The 16,095-nt window shown below is 62.4% G+C and carries 19 protein-coding genes and 1 pseudogene; 4 read left to right on the forward strand and 16 right to left on the reverse strand.

All coding sequences use genetic code 11. The features are described from left to right. The 14 genes from VZ95_RS05665 to puuE form a co-directional block, all read right to left on the reverse strand. On the reverse strand, positions 1-749 hold a 749-nt coding region (locus VZ95_RS05665), incomplete at its 3' end, for a flotillin family protein (protein ID WP_045775001.1). Between the two features lie 24 nt (positions 750-773). Further along, positions 774-1,406: an OB-fold-containig protein gene (locus VZ95_RS05670; protein ID WP_045775002.1), complete on the reverse strand. Its 633-nt coding sequence runs from the start codon at positions 1,404-1,406 to the stop codon at positions 774-776. A 132-nt stretch (positions 1,407-1,538) separates the two neighbouring features. After that, positions 1,539-3,245: an adenine deaminase gene (gene ade, locus VZ95_RS05675; protein WP_045775003.1), complete on the reverse strand. Its 1,707-nt coding sequence runs from the start codon at positions 3,243-3,245 to the stop codon at positions 1,539-1,541. Continuing rightward, complete coding sequence (xdhC, locus tag VZ95_RS05680) at positions 3,226-4,053, reverse strand: xanthine dehydrogenase accessory protein XdhC (protein WP_084627595.1); 828 nt, start codon at positions 4,051-4,053, stop codon at positions 3,226-3,228. Before xdhC ends, ade begins: the two co-directional genes overlap by 20 nt. Continuing rightward, positions 4,050-4,508, reverse strand: a complete 459-nt coding sequence (locus tag VZ95_RS29660; protein ID WP_332308008.1) for a molybdopterin cofactor-binding domain-containing protein — start codon at positions 4,506-4,508, stop codon at positions 4,050-4,052. The genes xdhC and VZ95_RS29660 overlap by 4 nt, the downstream gene beginning before the upstream one ends. A 37-nt stretch (positions 4,509-4,545) precedes the next feature. Beyond that, entirely contained in the window at positions 4,546-5,976 is a 1,431-nt protein-coding gene (locus VZ95_RS29665; RefSeq protein ID WP_332308009.1) for a molybdopterin cofactor-binding domain-containing protein, read from the reverse strand. After that, complete coding sequence (locus VZ95_RS29670) at positions 5,913-6,359, reverse strand: hypothetical protein (RefSeq protein WP_332308010.1); 447 nt, start codon at positions 6,357-6,359, stop codon at positions 5,913-5,915. Before VZ95_RS29670 ends, VZ95_RS29665 begins: the two co-directional genes overlap by 64 nt. Next, a complete protein-coding gene (locus VZ95_RS25160; RefSeq protein ID WP_332308013.1) occupies positions 6,356-7,267 on the reverse strand; it encodes an FAD binding domain-containing protein in 912 nt (303 codons plus the stop codon). The genes VZ95_RS29670 and VZ95_RS25160 overlap by 4 nt, the downstream gene beginning before the upstream one ends. A gap of 2 nt (positions 7,268-7,269) precedes the next feature. Next, complete coding sequence (locus VZ95_RS25165; RefSeq protein WP_045775005.1) at positions 7,270-7,788, reverse strand: 2Fe-2S iron-sulfur cluster-binding protein; 519 nt, start codon at positions 7,786-7,788, stop codon at positions 7,270-7,272. A gap of 47 nt (positions 7,789-7,835) precedes the next feature. Further along, positions 7,836-8,423: an ABC transporter permease gene (locus tag VZ95_RS05700; protein WP_232302500.1), complete on the reverse strand. Its 588-nt coding sequence runs from the start codon at positions 8,421-8,423 to the stop codon at positions 7,836-7,838. A gap of 29 nt (positions 8,424-8,452) precedes the next feature. Next, complete coding sequence (locus VZ95_RS26695) at positions 8,453-8,626, reverse strand: hypothetical protein (RefSeq protein ID WP_232302501.1); 174 nt, start codon at positions 8,624-8,626, stop codon at positions 8,453-8,455. Continuing rightward, on the reverse strand, positions 8,623-9,432 hold the full coding sequence (locus VZ95_RS05705) for an ABC transporter ATP-binding protein (RefSeq protein WP_045775006.1): 810 nt from the start codon (positions 9,430-9,432) through the stop codon (positions 8,623-8,625). The genes VZ95_RS26695 and VZ95_RS05705 overlap by 4 nt, the downstream gene beginning before the upstream one ends. Next, a complete protein-coding gene (locus tag VZ95_RS05710) occupies positions 9,429-10,460 on the reverse strand; it encodes an ABC transporter substrate-binding protein (RefSeq protein WP_232302502.1) in 1,032 nt (343 codons plus the stop codon). The genes VZ95_RS05705 and VZ95_RS05710 overlap by 4 nt, the downstream gene beginning before the upstream one ends. A 165-nt stretch (positions 10,461-10,625) precedes the next feature. Beyond that, positions 10,626-11,540 (reverse strand): allantoinase PuuE, encoded by a 915-nt coding sequence (puuE, locus tag VZ95_RS05715; protein ID WP_045775007.1) that lies wholly within the window; start codon positions 11,538-11,540, stop codon positions 10,626-10,628. A 148-nt stretch (positions 11,541-11,688) separates the two neighbouring features. Here puuE and VZ95_RS28610 point away from each other — a divergent pair, with 148 nt between their 5' ends. From VZ95_RS28610 to VZ95_RS05730, 4 genes and pseudogenes are all read left to right on the forward strand, one after another. Next, complete coding sequence (locus VZ95_RS28610) at positions 11,689-12,162, forward strand: M20/M25/M40 family metallo-hydrolase (protein ID WP_332308011.1); 474 nt, start codon at positions 11,689-11,691, stop codon at positions 12,160-12,162. Then, complete coding sequence (locus VZ95_RS28615; protein ID WP_332308012.1) at positions 12,128-12,916, forward strand: hydantoinase/carbamoylase family amidase; 789 nt, start codon at positions 12,128-12,130, stop codon at positions 12,914-12,916. The genes VZ95_RS28610 and VZ95_RS28615 overlap by 35 nt, the downstream gene beginning before the upstream one ends. 17 nt (positions 12,917-12,933) lie before the next feature. After that, positions 12,934-13,974: a M20 family metallopeptidase gene (locus VZ95_RS05725; protein ID WP_045775008.1), complete on the forward strand. Its 1,041-nt coding sequence runs from the start codon at positions 12,934-12,936 to the stop codon at positions 13,972-13,974. Positions 13,975-14,200: 226 nt separating this feature from the next. Further along, a pseudogene (locus VZ95_RS05730) lies at positions 14,201-15,375 on the forward strand (urate hydroxylase PuuD). A gap of 107 nt (positions 15,376-15,482) precedes the next feature. Here VZ95_RS05730 and VZ95_RS05735 read toward each other — a convergent pair. After that, the gene (locus tag VZ95_RS05735; RefSeq protein WP_045775009.1) at positions 15,483-15,689 is read right to left on the reverse strand and encodes a hypothetical protein; all 207 of its coding nucleotides are present in this window, start codon (positions 15,687-15,689) and stop codon (positions 15,483-15,485) included. Continuing rightward, on the reverse strand, positions 15,686-16,095 hold a 410-nt coding region (locus VZ95_RS05740), incomplete at its 5' end, for a hypothetical protein (protein WP_232302503.1). The genes VZ95_RS05740 and VZ95_RS05735, both read right to left, overlap by 4 nt.

Genomic DNA, 16,095 nt, shown 5'->3' on the forward strand with positions numbered 1-16,095 from the left:
AATTCCTGGTCTTTTTCGATGGCGAGCTTCTGGCGGTTGGCGTCCAAATTCTTGGCGCGCACCTGCATTTCCGTATCCTGCTCCACATCGTTGCGCTGCTTGCGCCGCGCTTCGGTCTGTTCGGTCAGACGGGTCAGGCCTTCGGCGTCGAACGCATTATTCGGGTTGAAGAACTGCTTGTCGGTTTGATCCAAACTGGTCAGCGAGACCGATTCGAGTTCCAGCCCGTTCTTTTCCAAATCCTCGGCCACGGCATTTTGCACGGCCTGAACGAAATCGCGGCGCTTATCCTGCAATTCCTGAATAGTCATGGTCGCGGCGGTGGCGCGCAGCGAATCGACGAACTTATCTTCGACGAGGGTGCGCAGCTCATCGGGGCTGAGCGTGCGCGCCCCCAGGGTTTGGGCGGCGGTGCTCACCGCCTCTTCGGTCTGTTTCACCCGCACGAAAAAACCGACGTTCACATCGACGCGCATGCGATCCTTGGTAATCAGGCTCTCGCGCTCGCGCCGGTACACATCCAGCTTCAGCGTGTTCATATTGACGTGAATAAGCTCGTGGAACACCGGCAGAATAATCGCGCCGCCGTCCATAATCACCTTTTGGCCGCCAAGGCCCGTGCGCACGAAAGCCAGTTGCTTCGTTGCCCGGCGGTAGAGCCGCGCCAGAATCAGCCCAATGCCGAGGAGCGCCACCAGCGGGATCAGCGCGAGAAAGGTCAGGTCCGAAAAAATAATCTTCTCAAGCACGGAAGGGTCTCCAGCGTGGGCGGGTTAGGATTGGGGGGCGGTTAGAATCGTCTGAGCTTGCGGGTCGCGAATGCCCCGGTAGAAGGGGCCTTGCTTGGCGACGATGATAATCGGCGTGCCGATGGCGAATTCCTCGCCATCGGTATCGGGTTCGACCATCAGATAATGGGGGCGACCGTGGTGATCTTTTATCAGGGCCTGGGCCGCCATCCCGTGCCGGGCGATCCCGCCGGTAATCAGCCCGCCCCGGCCGATGAAACTCGCCTCGCTGACCGCGCTGGTTTCGTCGCGCGGCACCAGCCGCCCCAGGGCGGTGCCGAACCAGCGCACGCTCAGCAGACCGACGGGCAGCGCGGCAAGGCTCGCGAGCCCGCCCGAGAGATAGCCGCCGGTCAGGCTCAGGCTGATTTGCTGCAGGCTATAGCCGCCCAAGGAAAAGCCGGTCAACAGCAGGAGCAGCAGAATCAACACCGGCACCCGGCCAATGTGCAGCCAGCCGAGCATGCTGTCGCCGATGCCATCGGGCAGCAGATTATCCAAAAGCGCCGAAGGGTTGAGCGCCAGCATCAGGCCGATGGCTTCCAGCAGGACCAGGGCGACCAATAAAAGCGCCGCAACCCCAAAGGGGGCCGTTGAGGCTGCGGTGAAAAAGTCCATCGGTTCCCCCCAAGGGCCAACGCGAATTTGCACGCGCAGGATAGCGTGTTTATGCGGCAAAGGCTGCTTGAAGTTGTGTCATACACGGCAAAAGCTCAGCCGCGCGCCGCTCCTCGACCGGATTCAGGGGAGCTATGCAATCAAGCGGAACCGATCCACATCGACGAGCCCGAAATCGGTGATCTTCAAATGCGGAATCACGGGCAGCGGCAGGAAAGCGAGTTGCAGGAAGGGTTCGTCCAGCGGGCAGCCCATCGCTTTCACGGCGGCGCGTAAGGACTGCAACTGCGCATCCACCCCTTCGAACGGCAGCAGGCTCATCAGCCCCGCCACAGGCAGGGGGAGTTCGGCCAGCACGGCCCCGTCTTTCACTGCGACAAAGCCGCCACCCAGCGCGATCACCCGGTTCACGGCGGCGGCCATATCGGCTTCATTCGTGCCGACGACGCAGATATTATGGCTATCATGCCCAACCGAGGAGGCGAGCGCCCCGGCCTTGAACCCGAACCCTTGCACAAACCCGCGCCCGATATTGCGGTTCACCCCGTGGCGGGCGAGTACGGCGATTTTCAGCACGTCCTGGTCGGGATCGGCCTTCAGCCCATCGGAACCAAAGGCGAGGGTGGCGGTACGGAACTCGGTGACGATTTTCCCCGGCAGCACGCCGATTACCGGCTGCGTGGCGGCGGCGGCGGGATGGGCGAAATGGGATGCTGTGACGGGATCGAGCTTGACCGAATTGAGCCCGACGATCTCCGGTAGGTTGCGGCCTTCGAAACTCTCCGGCGTAATCAGCTTGCCTGCCTGGATCACGCTCCCGACCGTGCAGCTTGCGTAATCGTCGAGCAGCACGATATCGGCACGCCAACCGGGGGCGATTAGGCCGCGATCGCGCAAGCCGAAATGCTGCGCGCTGGACCAGCTCGCCGCCCGATAGGCGTCGGCGGGATCGGCCCCGAGCGCGATGGCGGTGCGGATCAAATGATCCATATGGCCTTCTTGGGCGATTTCCAGCGGGTTGCGGTCGTCGGTGCAGAAGCCGCAGAAGGGGGCGGTGCGCGCGTTCAGAATGGGGGTAAGGGCGGCGACATCGCGGCTGACTGAGCCATCGCGGATGAGCACCTGCATGCCCTTGCTCAGCTTTTCGCGGGCTTCGTCGGCGCTGGTGGTTTCGTGGCAGTTGCGAATTCCGGCGGAAAGATAGGCGTTGAGATCCTTCCCCCGTACCAGCGGCGCGTGCCCGTCGATATGCGTGTCCGAGAAATCGGCGAGTTTTTCCAGCACTTCGCCGTCTTTGGCGAAAAGGCCGGGATAGTTCATGAATTCCGCCAAACCCAGGGTGCGCGGGTGGTTCTTATATTTGTGCAGCACCGAGGCCCCGAGCGTTGCGCCAGAAGTCTCTAACCCCGTCGCCGGAACGCAGGAGGAAAGCTGAACGCGCAAATCCATCACCAGCGCGTCGGAGGCTTCCAGAAAATACCGCAGGCCCGCTTCGCCCAGCACATTGCTGATTTCATGGGGATCGCAAACGGCGGTGGTTGTGCCGCGCGGCAGCACGCAGCGGTCGAACTCGCCGGGGGTGACGAGGGAGGATTCGACGTGAACATGCGCGTCGATAAACCCCGGCACCGCCACTTGATCGGACCCGTCGATCTCGCGCACGCCAGAATACTCGTCGAAGGTGCCGACGATCTTATCGCCGCAGATGGCGATATCCGAGCGGTGCAGCGTGCCCGAAACCACATCGAGCAGCCGGACGTTTTTAATCACCAGATCGGCTTTTTCGGTACCGAGCGCCTGATCGATGCGGCGGGCGATGTCAGCTTTCGAAACGGTCATGATCCTGGTCCTCCGTTTCGGGGTGGCCCGCGCCCGGAACCGGCGCGCCGCCCGCAATTTGCAGCAGTTGCGCCGCCGTGGCGATCGCGATGTCGCGCGGGTCTTTGCCCCCCGTGCCGGGCAGGCCGATGGGGCAAACGAGGCGGGCGGATGCTGCTTCCGCGAGCCCAATCGCCGCCAACCTCTTCAAAAACCGCGCCTTTTTTGTGGCCGAACCGATAAGGCCGACATAAGGCAAATCGGGCCGCCCGAGGGCGGCGGCGGTAATATCTAGGTCCAGCGCGTGATCGTGGGTCATCACGAGTACGAAACATCCGGCGGGCAGGCTGGGGATAATCCTCGCCGCGTGCGGGGTAACATGGACGGCCACTTGCGGCGGCAGGGTTTCGGGAAATTCATCCGGGCGCGCATCGATCCAGTCGATCCGCCGGGGCAGCGGGCCGAGCACCTCGACCAGCGCCCGCGCCACATGGCCCGCGCCGAACAGCGCGAGGGTGAGGGCGGGCGGTAGTATCGGCTCTAAACTCACCGTCACACTGCCTCCGCAACATTGCCCTAAGGTCGGCCCTAACGGCCACTTGCGCGTGATCGGCTGGGACGCGCGTTTCAGAATAAGCTCCCGGCCCAGCGCAATCGCCTCGAACTCCAGCGCGCCGCCGCCGATGGTGCCGAGAACCTTGGCGGCACTCACCGCCATTTTGGTTCCGGCTTGGCGCGGGGTGGAGCCTTGCGCGTCGAGCAGGGTAATCAGCACGAAGGGCGTGCCCGCGCGCTCCCACTCGGCCAAGGCGGCGAAAAACCCCCTCATGCCGCCCCGGAGACGGCCATAATCGCGGCTAACAACCGCTCCGGCGTCGCAGGGGCGTTGAGCGGCACCGGGCCGGGCGTGGTGGCGGTTGCGGCCACAGCATCGCGCAGGGCGAAGAACACGGCATTGGCCAGCATCAGGGGCGGCTCGCCCACGGCTTTCGAGCGGTGGATGGTGTCTTCCCGGTTCGGCTCGTCCCACAGCTCCACCGTGAAAGCCTCGGGCACGTCGCTACAGGCCGGGATTTTGTAGGTGGAGGGGGCGTGGGTGCGCAGGCGGCCTTGCGCGTCCCACACCAGTTCTTCCATCGTCAACCAGCCCATGCCCTGAATAAAACCGCCTTCGATCTGGCCCTTATCGAGCGCTGGGTTCAGCGACGCGCCGCAATCGTGCAGAATATCGACCCGCAACAGGTGGTTTTCTCCAGTGAGGCAATCGACCTCAACCTCAGCCACCGCCGCGCCATAGGCGTAATAGAGGAACGGTCTGCCGTTAAAAAGTTTCGCGGTCGAAATGAATTTTCGGCGTGGCGTAGAAGCCGGTGGACGAGAGCGAAATTCGGGCAAGATAGGCGGCGCGCACGAGATCGGCAAACGGCAAGCGGGTTTCGCCCGCTTCCACCAAGCCGCCGATAAAGCGAACCCCGGTTTCCGGCACGCCATATTTCTGCGCCGCGAAACCCGCTAGCCGGGCGCGAATCGTCAGCGCGGCGGCTTCGGCGGCCTTGCCGTTCATATCGGCCCCGGAAGAGGCGGCGGTTGCGGAGGTGTTCGGCACTTTTCCGGTCGTGGTCGCCGTCGCCAACACCTTATCCAGCCCGATGCCGAAACAATCGGCGACCACCTGCCGGATTTTTTGATAGAGCCCCTGGCCCATCTCGATGCCGCCGTGGTTCACCTGCACCGAGCCATCGGTATAGAGGTGGACCAAGGCCCCCGCCTGATTGAGAAACGTCGTGGTGAAGGAAATCCCGAATTTCACCGGCGTCAGCGCTAACCCGCGCTTCACGTAACGGTTGCGCGCATTGAAGGCCGCGACCTCTGCCCGCCGCGCGCTATAGGCGGCGCTTTCCGCCAGCCGGGCGATCAGGCGGGGGGCGATACCATCCTCGACCGATTGGCCGTAGGGGGTTATGTCGCGCCCCGGCCCATAGAGGTTGATCCGGCGGATCTCCAGTGGGTCGCGCCCGAGGGTCCGGGCGATATCGTCCAGCACGGCTTCAATCGCCAGCATGCCCTGCGGGCCGCCGAAGCCGCGAAAGGCGGTATTGGAGACAGTATTCGTCTTCAGCCGGTACGAATCGACCGCCACATGGGGCAGGTAATAGCAATTATCGATATGGAACATGGCGCGGTCGTTGATTGCGCCCGACAGGTCCGCCGAATAGCCGCAGCGCGACGCAAGCTCCACCGCCAGCCCTTCGATCCGGCCCTCGGCGTCGAAGCCGACCTCGTAGCGCACCCGGAAATCATGGCGCTTGCCGGTCATGACCATATCATCGTCGCGGTCGAGTCGCAGCTTGACGGGACGGCCGGTTTTCAGCGCGAAAATGGCGGCCAGCGCGGCAAACTGCGCCGCTTGGGTTTCCTTACCGCCGAAGCCGCCGCCCAAGCGCCGCACTTCCACTGTCACCAGCGCATCGGGAATTCCGAGGGCATGGGCGACGAGATGCTGCACTTCGGACGGATGCTGCGTGGAGCAATAGACCAGCACCCCGCCTTCCTCGGTGGGGAGGGCAAGGGAGATTTGACCTTCCAGGTAAAAATGATCCTGCCCGCCCATGTGGAGCGTGCCGGAAAGTCGGTGCGCGGCCCCGGCAATTGCCGCCGCCGCGTCGCCGCGCGCCATCCGTTCGGGCTTCAGAATGAAACTTTCGACCGCCATCGCGTCGTCGATGGTGAGGAGCACCGGGAGCGGTTCCACCTCGCCACGTCCAGCCGGGCAGCCCTTCGGGCGGCCAGCAGACTGTCGGCGGCAACCGCGAAAAGCGCTTGGCCGTGGAACTCGATCAGGCTTTCCACCAGAATCGGATCATCCTTCAGCACTGGCCCTACGTTATTTTCGCCGGGAATATCCGCCGCACTCAGAACGGCCACGACGCCGGGGTAGGCGCGGACTTTCGCCAGATCGAGCGCCGTCAAGCGCCCGTGGGCGTGGCGACTGAGGCCGACCGCCGCGTGCAACAGCCCCGCCGGTTCGGGGAGATCATCAATATAGGGCGCGGTGCCGCGCACATGGCGGCGCGCCGCATCATGGGGCTGGGTGGTGCCGACGGTCGGCGTCAGGGGTAGGGCTCCATCCTTCATTCGGCGGCCTCCTGAGCCAGAACACCCGTTTCACGCAGATAAAAGCGCAGCAGCAGGTTCTGGGCGACGGTCAGCCGATATTGGGCGGATGCGCGCATATCGCTGAGCGGGCTGAAATCTTCGGCAAGGGCCGCCATCGCGTCCCGAATCGTCGCTTCCGTAAAGGGCTTCCCGCGCAACGCCGCCTCCGCCGCCCGCGCCCGCGCTGGAATGCCCGCCATGCCACCAAAGCCGAGCCGGGCCGCGCGGATGATCCCCTCCTCAAGCTCCAGCCGATAGCCCCCGCAGACGGCGGAAATATCCTGGTCGATGCGTTTTGAAATCTTATCGGTTCCGTAACGAGATAGAGAGTCTAGTCTTGATACTGAAACCGAAATGATAAAGTCGCCCGGCTGGCGCGCGGTTTTGCGGTAGTCGAGGAAATAATCTTCCAGCGGTAACGACCGTTCCACCGTGCCCTTGCGTAAGGTGAGCGTCGCCCCGAGGGCGATAAGCGCGGGCATCGAATCGCCAATCGGCGAGCCATTGCCGATATTGCCGCCGAGAGTGCCGCTGTTGCGGATCTGCGTGGAGCCAATGCGTTGGAAGAGCCGTTCGAGATCCGGGTGAATCGCCGCCAGATAGGGCAGGGCGTCGGTAAAGCTAACCCCCGCGCCGAAGGTGATCGCATCGACTTTGGCGTCAATCGCCTTTAACTCCGCGAGGGCACCGACCGAAATCAGATGCGGCATCGACCGATGCTGCTTCGTCACCCACAGGCCGATATCGGTCGCACCCGCTAGAAGCTCAGCCTGCGGGAAGCTTTCGACCAGATCGGCTAATTCGTCCAGCGTGGCGGGCGCGTCGAACCTTTGGCCGGCTTCGGTGGTGATCGAGAGCGACTCCCGGCGTTGGATTTGCTTCAGCAGGGCTACCGGCGGTTCAGCGGTGGGGCGGGCAGGCTGAACATACTCTCCGCCGCCGCGATAATCGGCTTATAGCCCGTACAGCGGCAGAGGTTTCCGGCGAGCGCGGTATTGATCTCGTCGCGCGCCGGGGCCGTGTCGCGCGTCTGGTAGAGCGTATAGAGGCTCATGACAAAGCCGGGGGTGCAGAAGCCGCATTGGCTGGCGTGTTCCGTCACCATCGCGTGCTGGACCGGGTGCAGATCGGCGTCTGAAGCGGCCAGATCTTCCACCGTCACCAACTCTTTACCGTCGAGCATCGGCAGGAACTGAATGCAGGCGTTGACGGCCTGATAGGTGACAGAATCGCCCGCAAGCGTGCCGATGGCGACCGTACAGGCCCCGCAATCGCCCTCGGCACAGCCTTCCTTGGTGCCGGGGCGACGGGCGCTACCGCGCAGCCAATAGAGCAGGGTCAAGGTTGTGTCCGTGACGACAACCTCTTGAACCTGCCCGCCCATGACGAACCGGATTGGCGTCTGCATCCTGTTCTCCAAATGATTTCGAATCCTGTGCCGATTTGACCCTTCGGTCAACCGCCGCCGTGCAGCCCCCCATCGGTACCGCGCGTCGCCCAATGGGCGAGCCGCCGTTCCATCAGCGCTGCGCCCGCATACATGATGATCCCCAGAACCGCGATGACGACGAGGCCCGCAAACAGCAGCGGCGTCCGGAAGGAGGAGGAGGCGACCAGCATCAAATGGCCAATGCCATTGTTCGACGCCACGGTTTCGGAAATCACCGAGCCGACGAAAGCCAAGGAAATCGCCACTTTCAGCGAGGCGAAGAAATAGGGCAGCGCGCGCGGCAGCCCAACTTTCCACAGAATATCGCGCTTACGTGCCCCGAGCGAGCGCAGCACATCCTGCAATTCCGGCTCCAGCGTTGCAATCCCAGCGGCGACATTCACCGCAATCGGGAAGAAGGAGATCAGGAAGGCGGTGATAATCGCCGGGACAGTGCCGATGCCGAACCACATCACCAGGATCGGCACCAGGGCCACTTTCGGAATAGCGTTGAAGCCGATCAGCAGCGGGCCGAGCGCCCGATACAGCAGCGGGGCCGCCCCAATCGCCACCCCGAGGGCGAGCCCGAACGCGACCGCCAGACCAAAGCCCACCAGCGTCGTAAAAAGCGTCTGCCCGGCATTCAGCCAAATCGCTTCGCGGTACTGAATAAGGCTTTCACGGTGGCGGTCGGCGTCGCCAGAATGCTTTCCGGTACTTGGAAGATCACGCAGACCAACTCCCAGAGCAGCACGAGCCCAAGGGCGGCGAGCCAGGGGAGGGAGGCACGATACAGTTTGCGGTTGCGCGCGCTCATGCCGCCCCCAAGGATAACGGCACTTGCCGGGCGACATCGATTTTCGCGCGGACATCGTGCAGCAGGGCGTTGAAATCGGGCGCAAAGCGCAGATCGAGCGACCGGGGGCGCGGGAAATTAACCTCACAGGCGGCGGAAATTGTGCCGGGACGCTGGGAGATGACGATGATTCGGTCGGCCAGCATCGCCGCCTCCTGCAAATCATGGGTCACAAGCAGAGTGGTGAACTTACGCTCCAGCCACAGGGCTTGTAGCGCCTCCCACAGTTCTTCGCGGGTGAAAGTATCGAGCGCGCCGAAGGGCTCATCAAGCATGAGGAGCTCGGGTTCATGGATCAGCGCCCGGCAGAGCGACACGCGCTGCTGCATGCCGCCGGAAAGCTGCCAGGGGTAATGATCCTCAAAGCCGGTGAGGCCGACTTTCGCTAAGAGTTGGCGGGCTTTGTTCTCATAGTTGCGCCGATCCGCCCGAAAATTGCGCCGGTGCGGCTCCACCACTTCCAATGGCAGCAGCACATTCCCCAAAGCCGTGCGCCAGGGCAGCAGCGTGGGGTTCTGAAACGCCATGCCGACGATTTTCAGCGGCCCCGTTACCTTTTGCCCGGCCACCGTCACCGACCCGGCGGACGGCGGGCGCAGGCCGGAAATTAGCTTCAGCAGGGTCGATTTCCCGCAGCCGGAGGGGCCGACCACGGCCAGAAACTCCCCTCGGTGTAGGGTAAGATCGATGCCTTGGAGGGCGAGGGTGCCGCCCTCCTCGCCATAGGTCAGGCTTGCGCCCGCGATGCGGATAAAAGCCTCGCTCATAGCTTCCGATCGGCCGCCGGCGGCAGGAAGGAGGCGTCGAATACCTGTTCGGGTGTCGGAACGGTTTTCAGCCCTGCCGACAGGGCCACTTGATCGATAGACCGCTTCAGCCGCGCCATATCGACCCCGCCAATACCGTCGCGCTTGACGTTGGGGGTGACGATATTCGTGCTGATGGCGAGTTCCAGCCGTTCCATCTCCAAAGGCTCTTCGATCAGCGGGTCTTTCTTCTTGGTCGCGGCGATCCCGGCTTTCGGGTCAGCGATCATGTCCTTCAGACCCTTAATCGTCGCGCGGATGAAGCCTTTCACCGCTTCCGGCTTTTCGGCGATGATCTTCGGTGAGGCAATCAGGCCGTTGCCGTAGAAATCCATCCCAAAGTCCGAATAGCGCATCGCGACGATATCTTCGCCCTTCACGCCCTTGGCTTTCAGGTCGAGGAAGGAGGAGAAATAATGCCCGGAGATGAAATCCACCTCTTTGCGTACCAGCATGGCTTCGCGTAAGGACGGATCCATATTCTTCCGGGGCACAGCGGCGGCATCAATGCCGACCTTCTGGGCAAAGGCCGGGAACAGCTTGTATGAGGCGTCGAAGACCGGCGCGCCCAGGGTTTTGCCGACCAGATCGGCGGGTTTGGTAATCCCGCTGCTTTTCAGCGCATAGACGCCGAAGGGCGGGAAGTCGTAGACCATCATCACCGCCTTAATCGCCTTATCGGCATTGGCGGCATTATATTCGATGAGGGCGTTGACATCGGCAAAGCCCAGCTCGTAGGCGCTGGAGGCGACGCGGTTGACCGCCCCCGCCGAGCCTTGGCCGGAGTCGATGGTTACATCCAACCCTTCGGCCTTGTAATAGCCCTTATCGAGCGCGATCAGGAAAAAGCTGGTAGGGCCTTGGAACTTCCAATCCAGCGTTACCTTCACGGCGGTCTGCGCGAACGCGGGGGCCGAGAGGGCCGAGCCCATCAGGGCCGCGAGCGACAGAAATTTCCAAAACCCGCGCCGTCCCATAGCCTGCGTCATGCTGCGTCTCTCCTGCTGGTCGCGTGCCCTCCCCCAAGAGCTGAACGGGGGGCTTGCTAACCCCTATGGCAAAACCCGTTCCAGATTACTCCGGTAGCCCGTTCCTGCGCATTTTGACGGCACTGACCCCTGGGTTGCACTATTTTTTGACCAAATGGTCAAACTTTAGGCGGGGTGGGTGGCGATCCAATGCTGGGCAATGTCGATCCGCCGCGTCACCCACACGCCCGTGTGACGGCTGATGTGATCGAGGAAGCGCCGCAAGCCGATCACTCGCCCTGGCCGTCCGATAAGGCGGCAGTGCAGCCCGACCGACATCATTTTTGGCGACGTTTCGCCCTCGGCATAGAGCGCGTCAAAGGCGTCGCGCAGATAGGCGAAAAACTGGTCGCCGGTATGGAAGCCCTGGGCCGTGGCGAAGCGCATATCATTGGCGTCCAGCGTATAGGGAATCATCAACTGCGCCCGCCCGTGGCTGTGGTCCCAATAGGGCAGATCATCGGCGTAGGTGTCGCTATCATAGAGAAATCCCCCCTCTTCGGCGACGAGGCGACGGGTGTTCGGGCTACAGCGGCCCAAGTACCAGCCGCGCGGGCGCGTGCCGGTGAGGTGCTTGATAGTCTCGATGGAGCGCAGCATATCGGCCTTCTCGACCTCCTCGGCGATGTTTTGATAGTCGATCCAGCGGTAGCCGTGGCTAGCGATTTCATGGCCCAACCCCACGAAAGCTTCGGCCAACTGTGGGTAGCGCTCCAGCGCCATGCCGACCGCGTAGACTGTCAGTGGCATGTTGAATTCCTGGAACAACCGCAGCAGCCGCCACACTCCGGCGCGGCTGCCGTATTCGTAAATGCTTTCCATATTCATATGCCGCGCGCCGACAATCGGCTGCGCGCCGATGATTTCGGACAGGAAAGCTTCGGAGGCGGCATCGCCGTGCAGAATGCAGTTCTCGCCGCCCTCTTCGTAGTTCAGCACGAAACTCACCGCGATCTGGGCACCATTCGGCCATTGGGCGTGCGGCGGGTTCAGGCCGTAGCCAATCATCTCGCGGGGGTAGGCGGCGCTCGAAACACTCATGGCATGGTTCCTGCTGTTTTGGGCCTGCATAGGGTTGCCCTGCTGAGGGTGAGAAGAGGCGACGCAATTGTCGCGCCGTCTTTTCCGTGTCAGCCTGAATTGAGACAGTCGAAACGGTATCGAGTGGGACGGACGGATGACAAGAGCGGTGCTGGCGAAGCATGTGCGCGAAGCGCGGCTATGGTCGCGCCTCAGCGATCTTGCCGCGATTGGTGCGACGCCGAAAGGCGGGGTGTGCCGGTTGGCGCTCACGCCGGAGGACGGCGCGGCGCGGGTGATGCTGGCCGGATGGGCGAAAGCGCGCGGCTTTAGCGTTTCCGAAGACGCCATCGGCAATCTCTATGTGCGCCGAGAAGGCAGCGACCCCAGCTTACCGCCCGTGATGACCGGCTCCCATCTGGACACGCAACCGACGGGCGGGCGCTTCGATGGCGTCTATGGCGTGCTCGCCGGGTTCGAAGTGCTGGAAGCTTTGGACGATGCCGGGGTGCAAACCCGCCGGGCCGTGGAAGTCGTCGGCTGGATGAATGAGGAAGGCGCGCGGTTTCAGCCGGGCTGCATGGGCTCGGGCGTTTTTTGCCGGGGCCATGCCGCTCGCCGATATGCTCGCCGTCGCCGATAAGACGGGGGCGACCGTGGGCGCGTCCATCGCCGCGCTGCCGAAAATTGGCCCGGCGCGGGACTTCGGCTTCCCCGTTCATGCCTATGTGGAGGCCCATATCGAACAGGGACCGCGCCTAGAGGCGGCGGGCGATACGATTGGCATCGTGACCGGCATTCAAGGCGCGCGCTGGTTCGCGGTCGAGGTGACGGGCAGCGAGGCCCATGCGGGCACAACGCCGCGTGCACAACGCAAAGACGCGCTGATGGCTGCGCTGGACGGCATTCAGGCCTTACGGGCGCTCATGAATGATCCCGACGATCAGGTGCGTTTTACGGTCGGGCGGATGGAAGTTTCCCCCGGCTCGCCGAATACGGTGCCGGGCAGAGTGTTCTATACCATCGACTTTCGCCACCCGGACGCGGCCACTGTGCAGCGCTTGGGGGATTTGGTCATACCAACCTTGGAGGCAGTGGCGGGTTCCTGTGCGATTAGCGTGCGCGAAACCTTCACGGGGCCGCCCGTCGCCTTTGATTCCCTGGTCGTCGATCAGGTCGCCGCCGCCACGCAGGCGCTCGGTTATTCGCACCACGCCCTCCCGTCGGGCGCGAATCACGACGCGAAATTCATGGCGCGTCTATGCCCCACGGGGATGATCTTCATTCCCTGCCTCGGCGGCGTTAGCCACAATGAGGCCGAATCGGCCACCCCGGACGACTGTGTTGCGGGCGCGCGCGTTCTCGCCGAAACTCTGCTCGCCCTCGCCCAATCGTAAAATCGAACGAGACAAAGATGATTTTCAATCCCGCTGCCGTCCGCCCCGATCTCGTGTCGATCCTGACCGATCTGATTGCGCGCCCGAGCCCGTTTCCCTCCGGCGACTGCCGCGCCATCAACGCCTATACCGCCGAGCGGTTGACCCGCGCGGGTTATAGGGTCGAAATTCTGGCGCGCTCGCCGGAAACCGAAGCGCAGGGTTATACGAATGTCGTCGCCAAGCTGGGGGCGGGGGAGCCGCGCCTGGTGTTCAACGCCCATGCCGATACGGTTTCGGTCGGCGAACGGGCGATGTGGCTGACGGACCCGTTTACCGCCGTCGAAAAGGACGGGCTGATCTACGGGCTCGGCGCGGGCAATGGCAAGGGCAATATGGCAGTGCAGATCTGGCTCGCCGAGGAAATCGCCCGGCGCGGTGGCCCGACGACCGGCGAGGTCTGCTTCAGCTTCGTTTCGGACGAGGAAAACCTCGGGCCGGACGGTATGTTTTATTTGCGCGAAATCGGCGCGGTGAAACCGCAGGTGCTGATCTTGGGCGCGCAGACCGAAAATCAGCTCATCACTGCCGAACGCGGGGTGATGTGGGTGCGGATTGAGACCAGCGGCACGGCAGCGCACGCGGGCAATCCGGCGGCGGGCGATAACGCCATTCTGCGCATGCTGCGCGTGCTCGGCCAACTCGACGCCAGCCTCGCCCCGCGTTTGGCGGCGCGCACCGATGGCGCAATGCTCTCCACCAATAATATCGGCATGATCCGGGGGGGGCATAACACTAATGTCGTCCCCAATTTCTGCTGGGTTGAACTCGACCGCCGCGTGCTCCCCTCCGAAAAAGTCATCGACGCTTTCGCCGAAATGAAAGCCATTGTCGAAGATATCGACGAGCCCGCCGGGACGGTGAGCATCGAGCTTCTGCGCGGCACCAACGGCTTCCGCGCTCCCGAAGGCGGGCAGGGTGTCGCCGCGTTTCAGAAGGCCATCAAGGCGGTAACAGGGGCCGACGCGCGCTTCCTCAACGCCACCGGCGTGTCGGACGGGCGCTATTTTTGCCGATGACGGTATCGAAATCATCAACTTCGGCCCCGGCGCGGGTGCGCAAGGCCATGCGGCAAATGAGAGCGTTCCCATCGACCAAATGGTGACGGCGGCGGAAATCCAACTGGCAATGGTGCAGGATTTGCTTGGGGTGAAGTAATCGTCAGGGGCTCTGCCCCTGCCTGTAAGTTTAGCGAGCGGAGACGAATGAATGGCGTTGGAAGCCTACCTGCTGGACTGGGCGCAAATGCTGGTACGCTGGCTGCACTTGATTACGGGGATTGCCTGGATCGGTTCGTCTTTCTATTTCGTTTGGCTGGATAATCATTTGGAAGTGCCACCGAAAGACCCGAACCCGCGCGTTTATGGGGAAATCTGGTCGGTACATGGCGGCGGCTTTTACCATAACCGTAAGTTTATGACCGGGCCGGGCTGGATTCCGGAAAAGCTGCATTGGTTCAAGTACGAGGCCTATTTCACCTGGATGAGCGGCATGGGGCTGCTCGCCTTGCTCTATTGGGCGGGGGCGTCGACGTTTATGGTCGATCCGGCGGTCATGCCGCTGGAGCCCTGGCAGGCGGTGGCGATTGGTGCGGCGGCTTTGCTCGGCGGTTGGTTGATTTATGAGGGGCTGTGCCGCACGGAACTCGTCAAATCCGGGATGGATTTTGCCGTGATCGGCTTAGTCCTGTTGGGATTAATTGCGTTCGGGCTTAGCCAGCTTCTCGGCGGGCGCGCCGCCTTTATCCATGTCGCGCGATGATTGGCACCTGCATGGTGGGTAATGTATTTTTCGTGATTATCCCCGGCCAAAAGAAAATGGTGGCGGCGATTGCGCAGGGGCAAGAACCCGATCCAATCTACGGGCTGCGCGGCAAGCAGCGCTCGGTCCATAATAATTATCTCACGCTGCCCGTGCTGTTCATCATGATTAGCAACCACTACCCGATGACCTATTCGGGCGCGTGGAATTGGGCCGTTTTGATAGTGATTACCGTTGCCGGGATGCTCATTCGGCACTTCTTCAATCTGAAGCATAAGGGCATCATCAAGCCGTGGCTGCCTTTGACCGGCGCGGCGTTGCTGGCGGGGGTCTCGCTCTTTCTCTACCCGCGCCCGCAGGCCCCGAAAGGCCCCGCCATTGTGATTGCGCCGGAGTTAGTGACCTTTGCCAATGTGCAGGAAATCATCAACAACCGCTGCGTTTCCTGCCACGCCGCCACACCATCGCGCGGGAATTTCGTCACGGCTCCGGCGGGGATCAAGCTTGAAGACGCCGGCGATATCAAGCGCTGGGCCGGGCGGATTCACGAACAGGCCGTGGTGCGCCGCTCGATGCCGCAGGGCAATGTCACGGCGATCACCGAGGAAGAGCGGGCGCTACTGGGCGCTTGGTATCGGGCGGGGGCACCGGGGCAGTAGGCGCTAGAGAAACGGTCGCCCACCAATCGCCTGAACGAAGGTGGCAACGGTCAGGAGCGTGCCGAAAACCGCGCCGCCGTAGAGGGCGAGACGCCAGGGACGGGTTTTCAGCCCCATAGCAGCAGGGCGAGCAGTGGCAGCGCCTGCATCAGGTGCAGCCCGAAGAAATGGGCGACGCGCAAATCGCCGCCGTCCCGCGCCCAGCCGACGATCGGCAAGCCTCCCGCATCGCTGGCGATCCCGCCGACCCAATGGCCCGGCTGCCCGCCCATCCAAATGCCGGTGATCCCGCCGAGCACGCCGCCGAGGATCAACCCAAGCCCGGCCCCGATGGCAAGAACCCTTGGTCCTGTTGGGTTGGAGATAATGAGAAAACCAATCCAGCTGTGCCTCCAACGAGGGCGATAGCGCTGACTCCCATTACGGAGTACATCGCGGCCAGAAAAGGTGTGCTGAGATTATAGTGTGATGTCTGCCCTTGGGCGGCTTGATAGGTGATGTAGATCATCTCAAATAAGCTCGTGGTAATAAGTACTACGGAGAGCCAGAAAACTAAACGGCTAAAGCGTTTTTCTTTCTGTAAGAACTCCAATAGAAGGGCAACCGTTAAAAGATGTATGGCGAGTGATGCCTGAAATTTCATTGGCTTTATCCAAACGGATATGTCGTTTATGTGACGATCGTCAAGTAAGTATGCAGTATATGTTGGAATAAGCACAA

The sequence above is a fragment of the Elstera litoralis genome (genome assembly GCF_000963705.1).
GTDB classification, from domain to species: Bacteria; Pseudomonadota; Alphaproteobacteria; order Elsterales; family Elsteraceae; genus Elstera; species Elstera litoralis.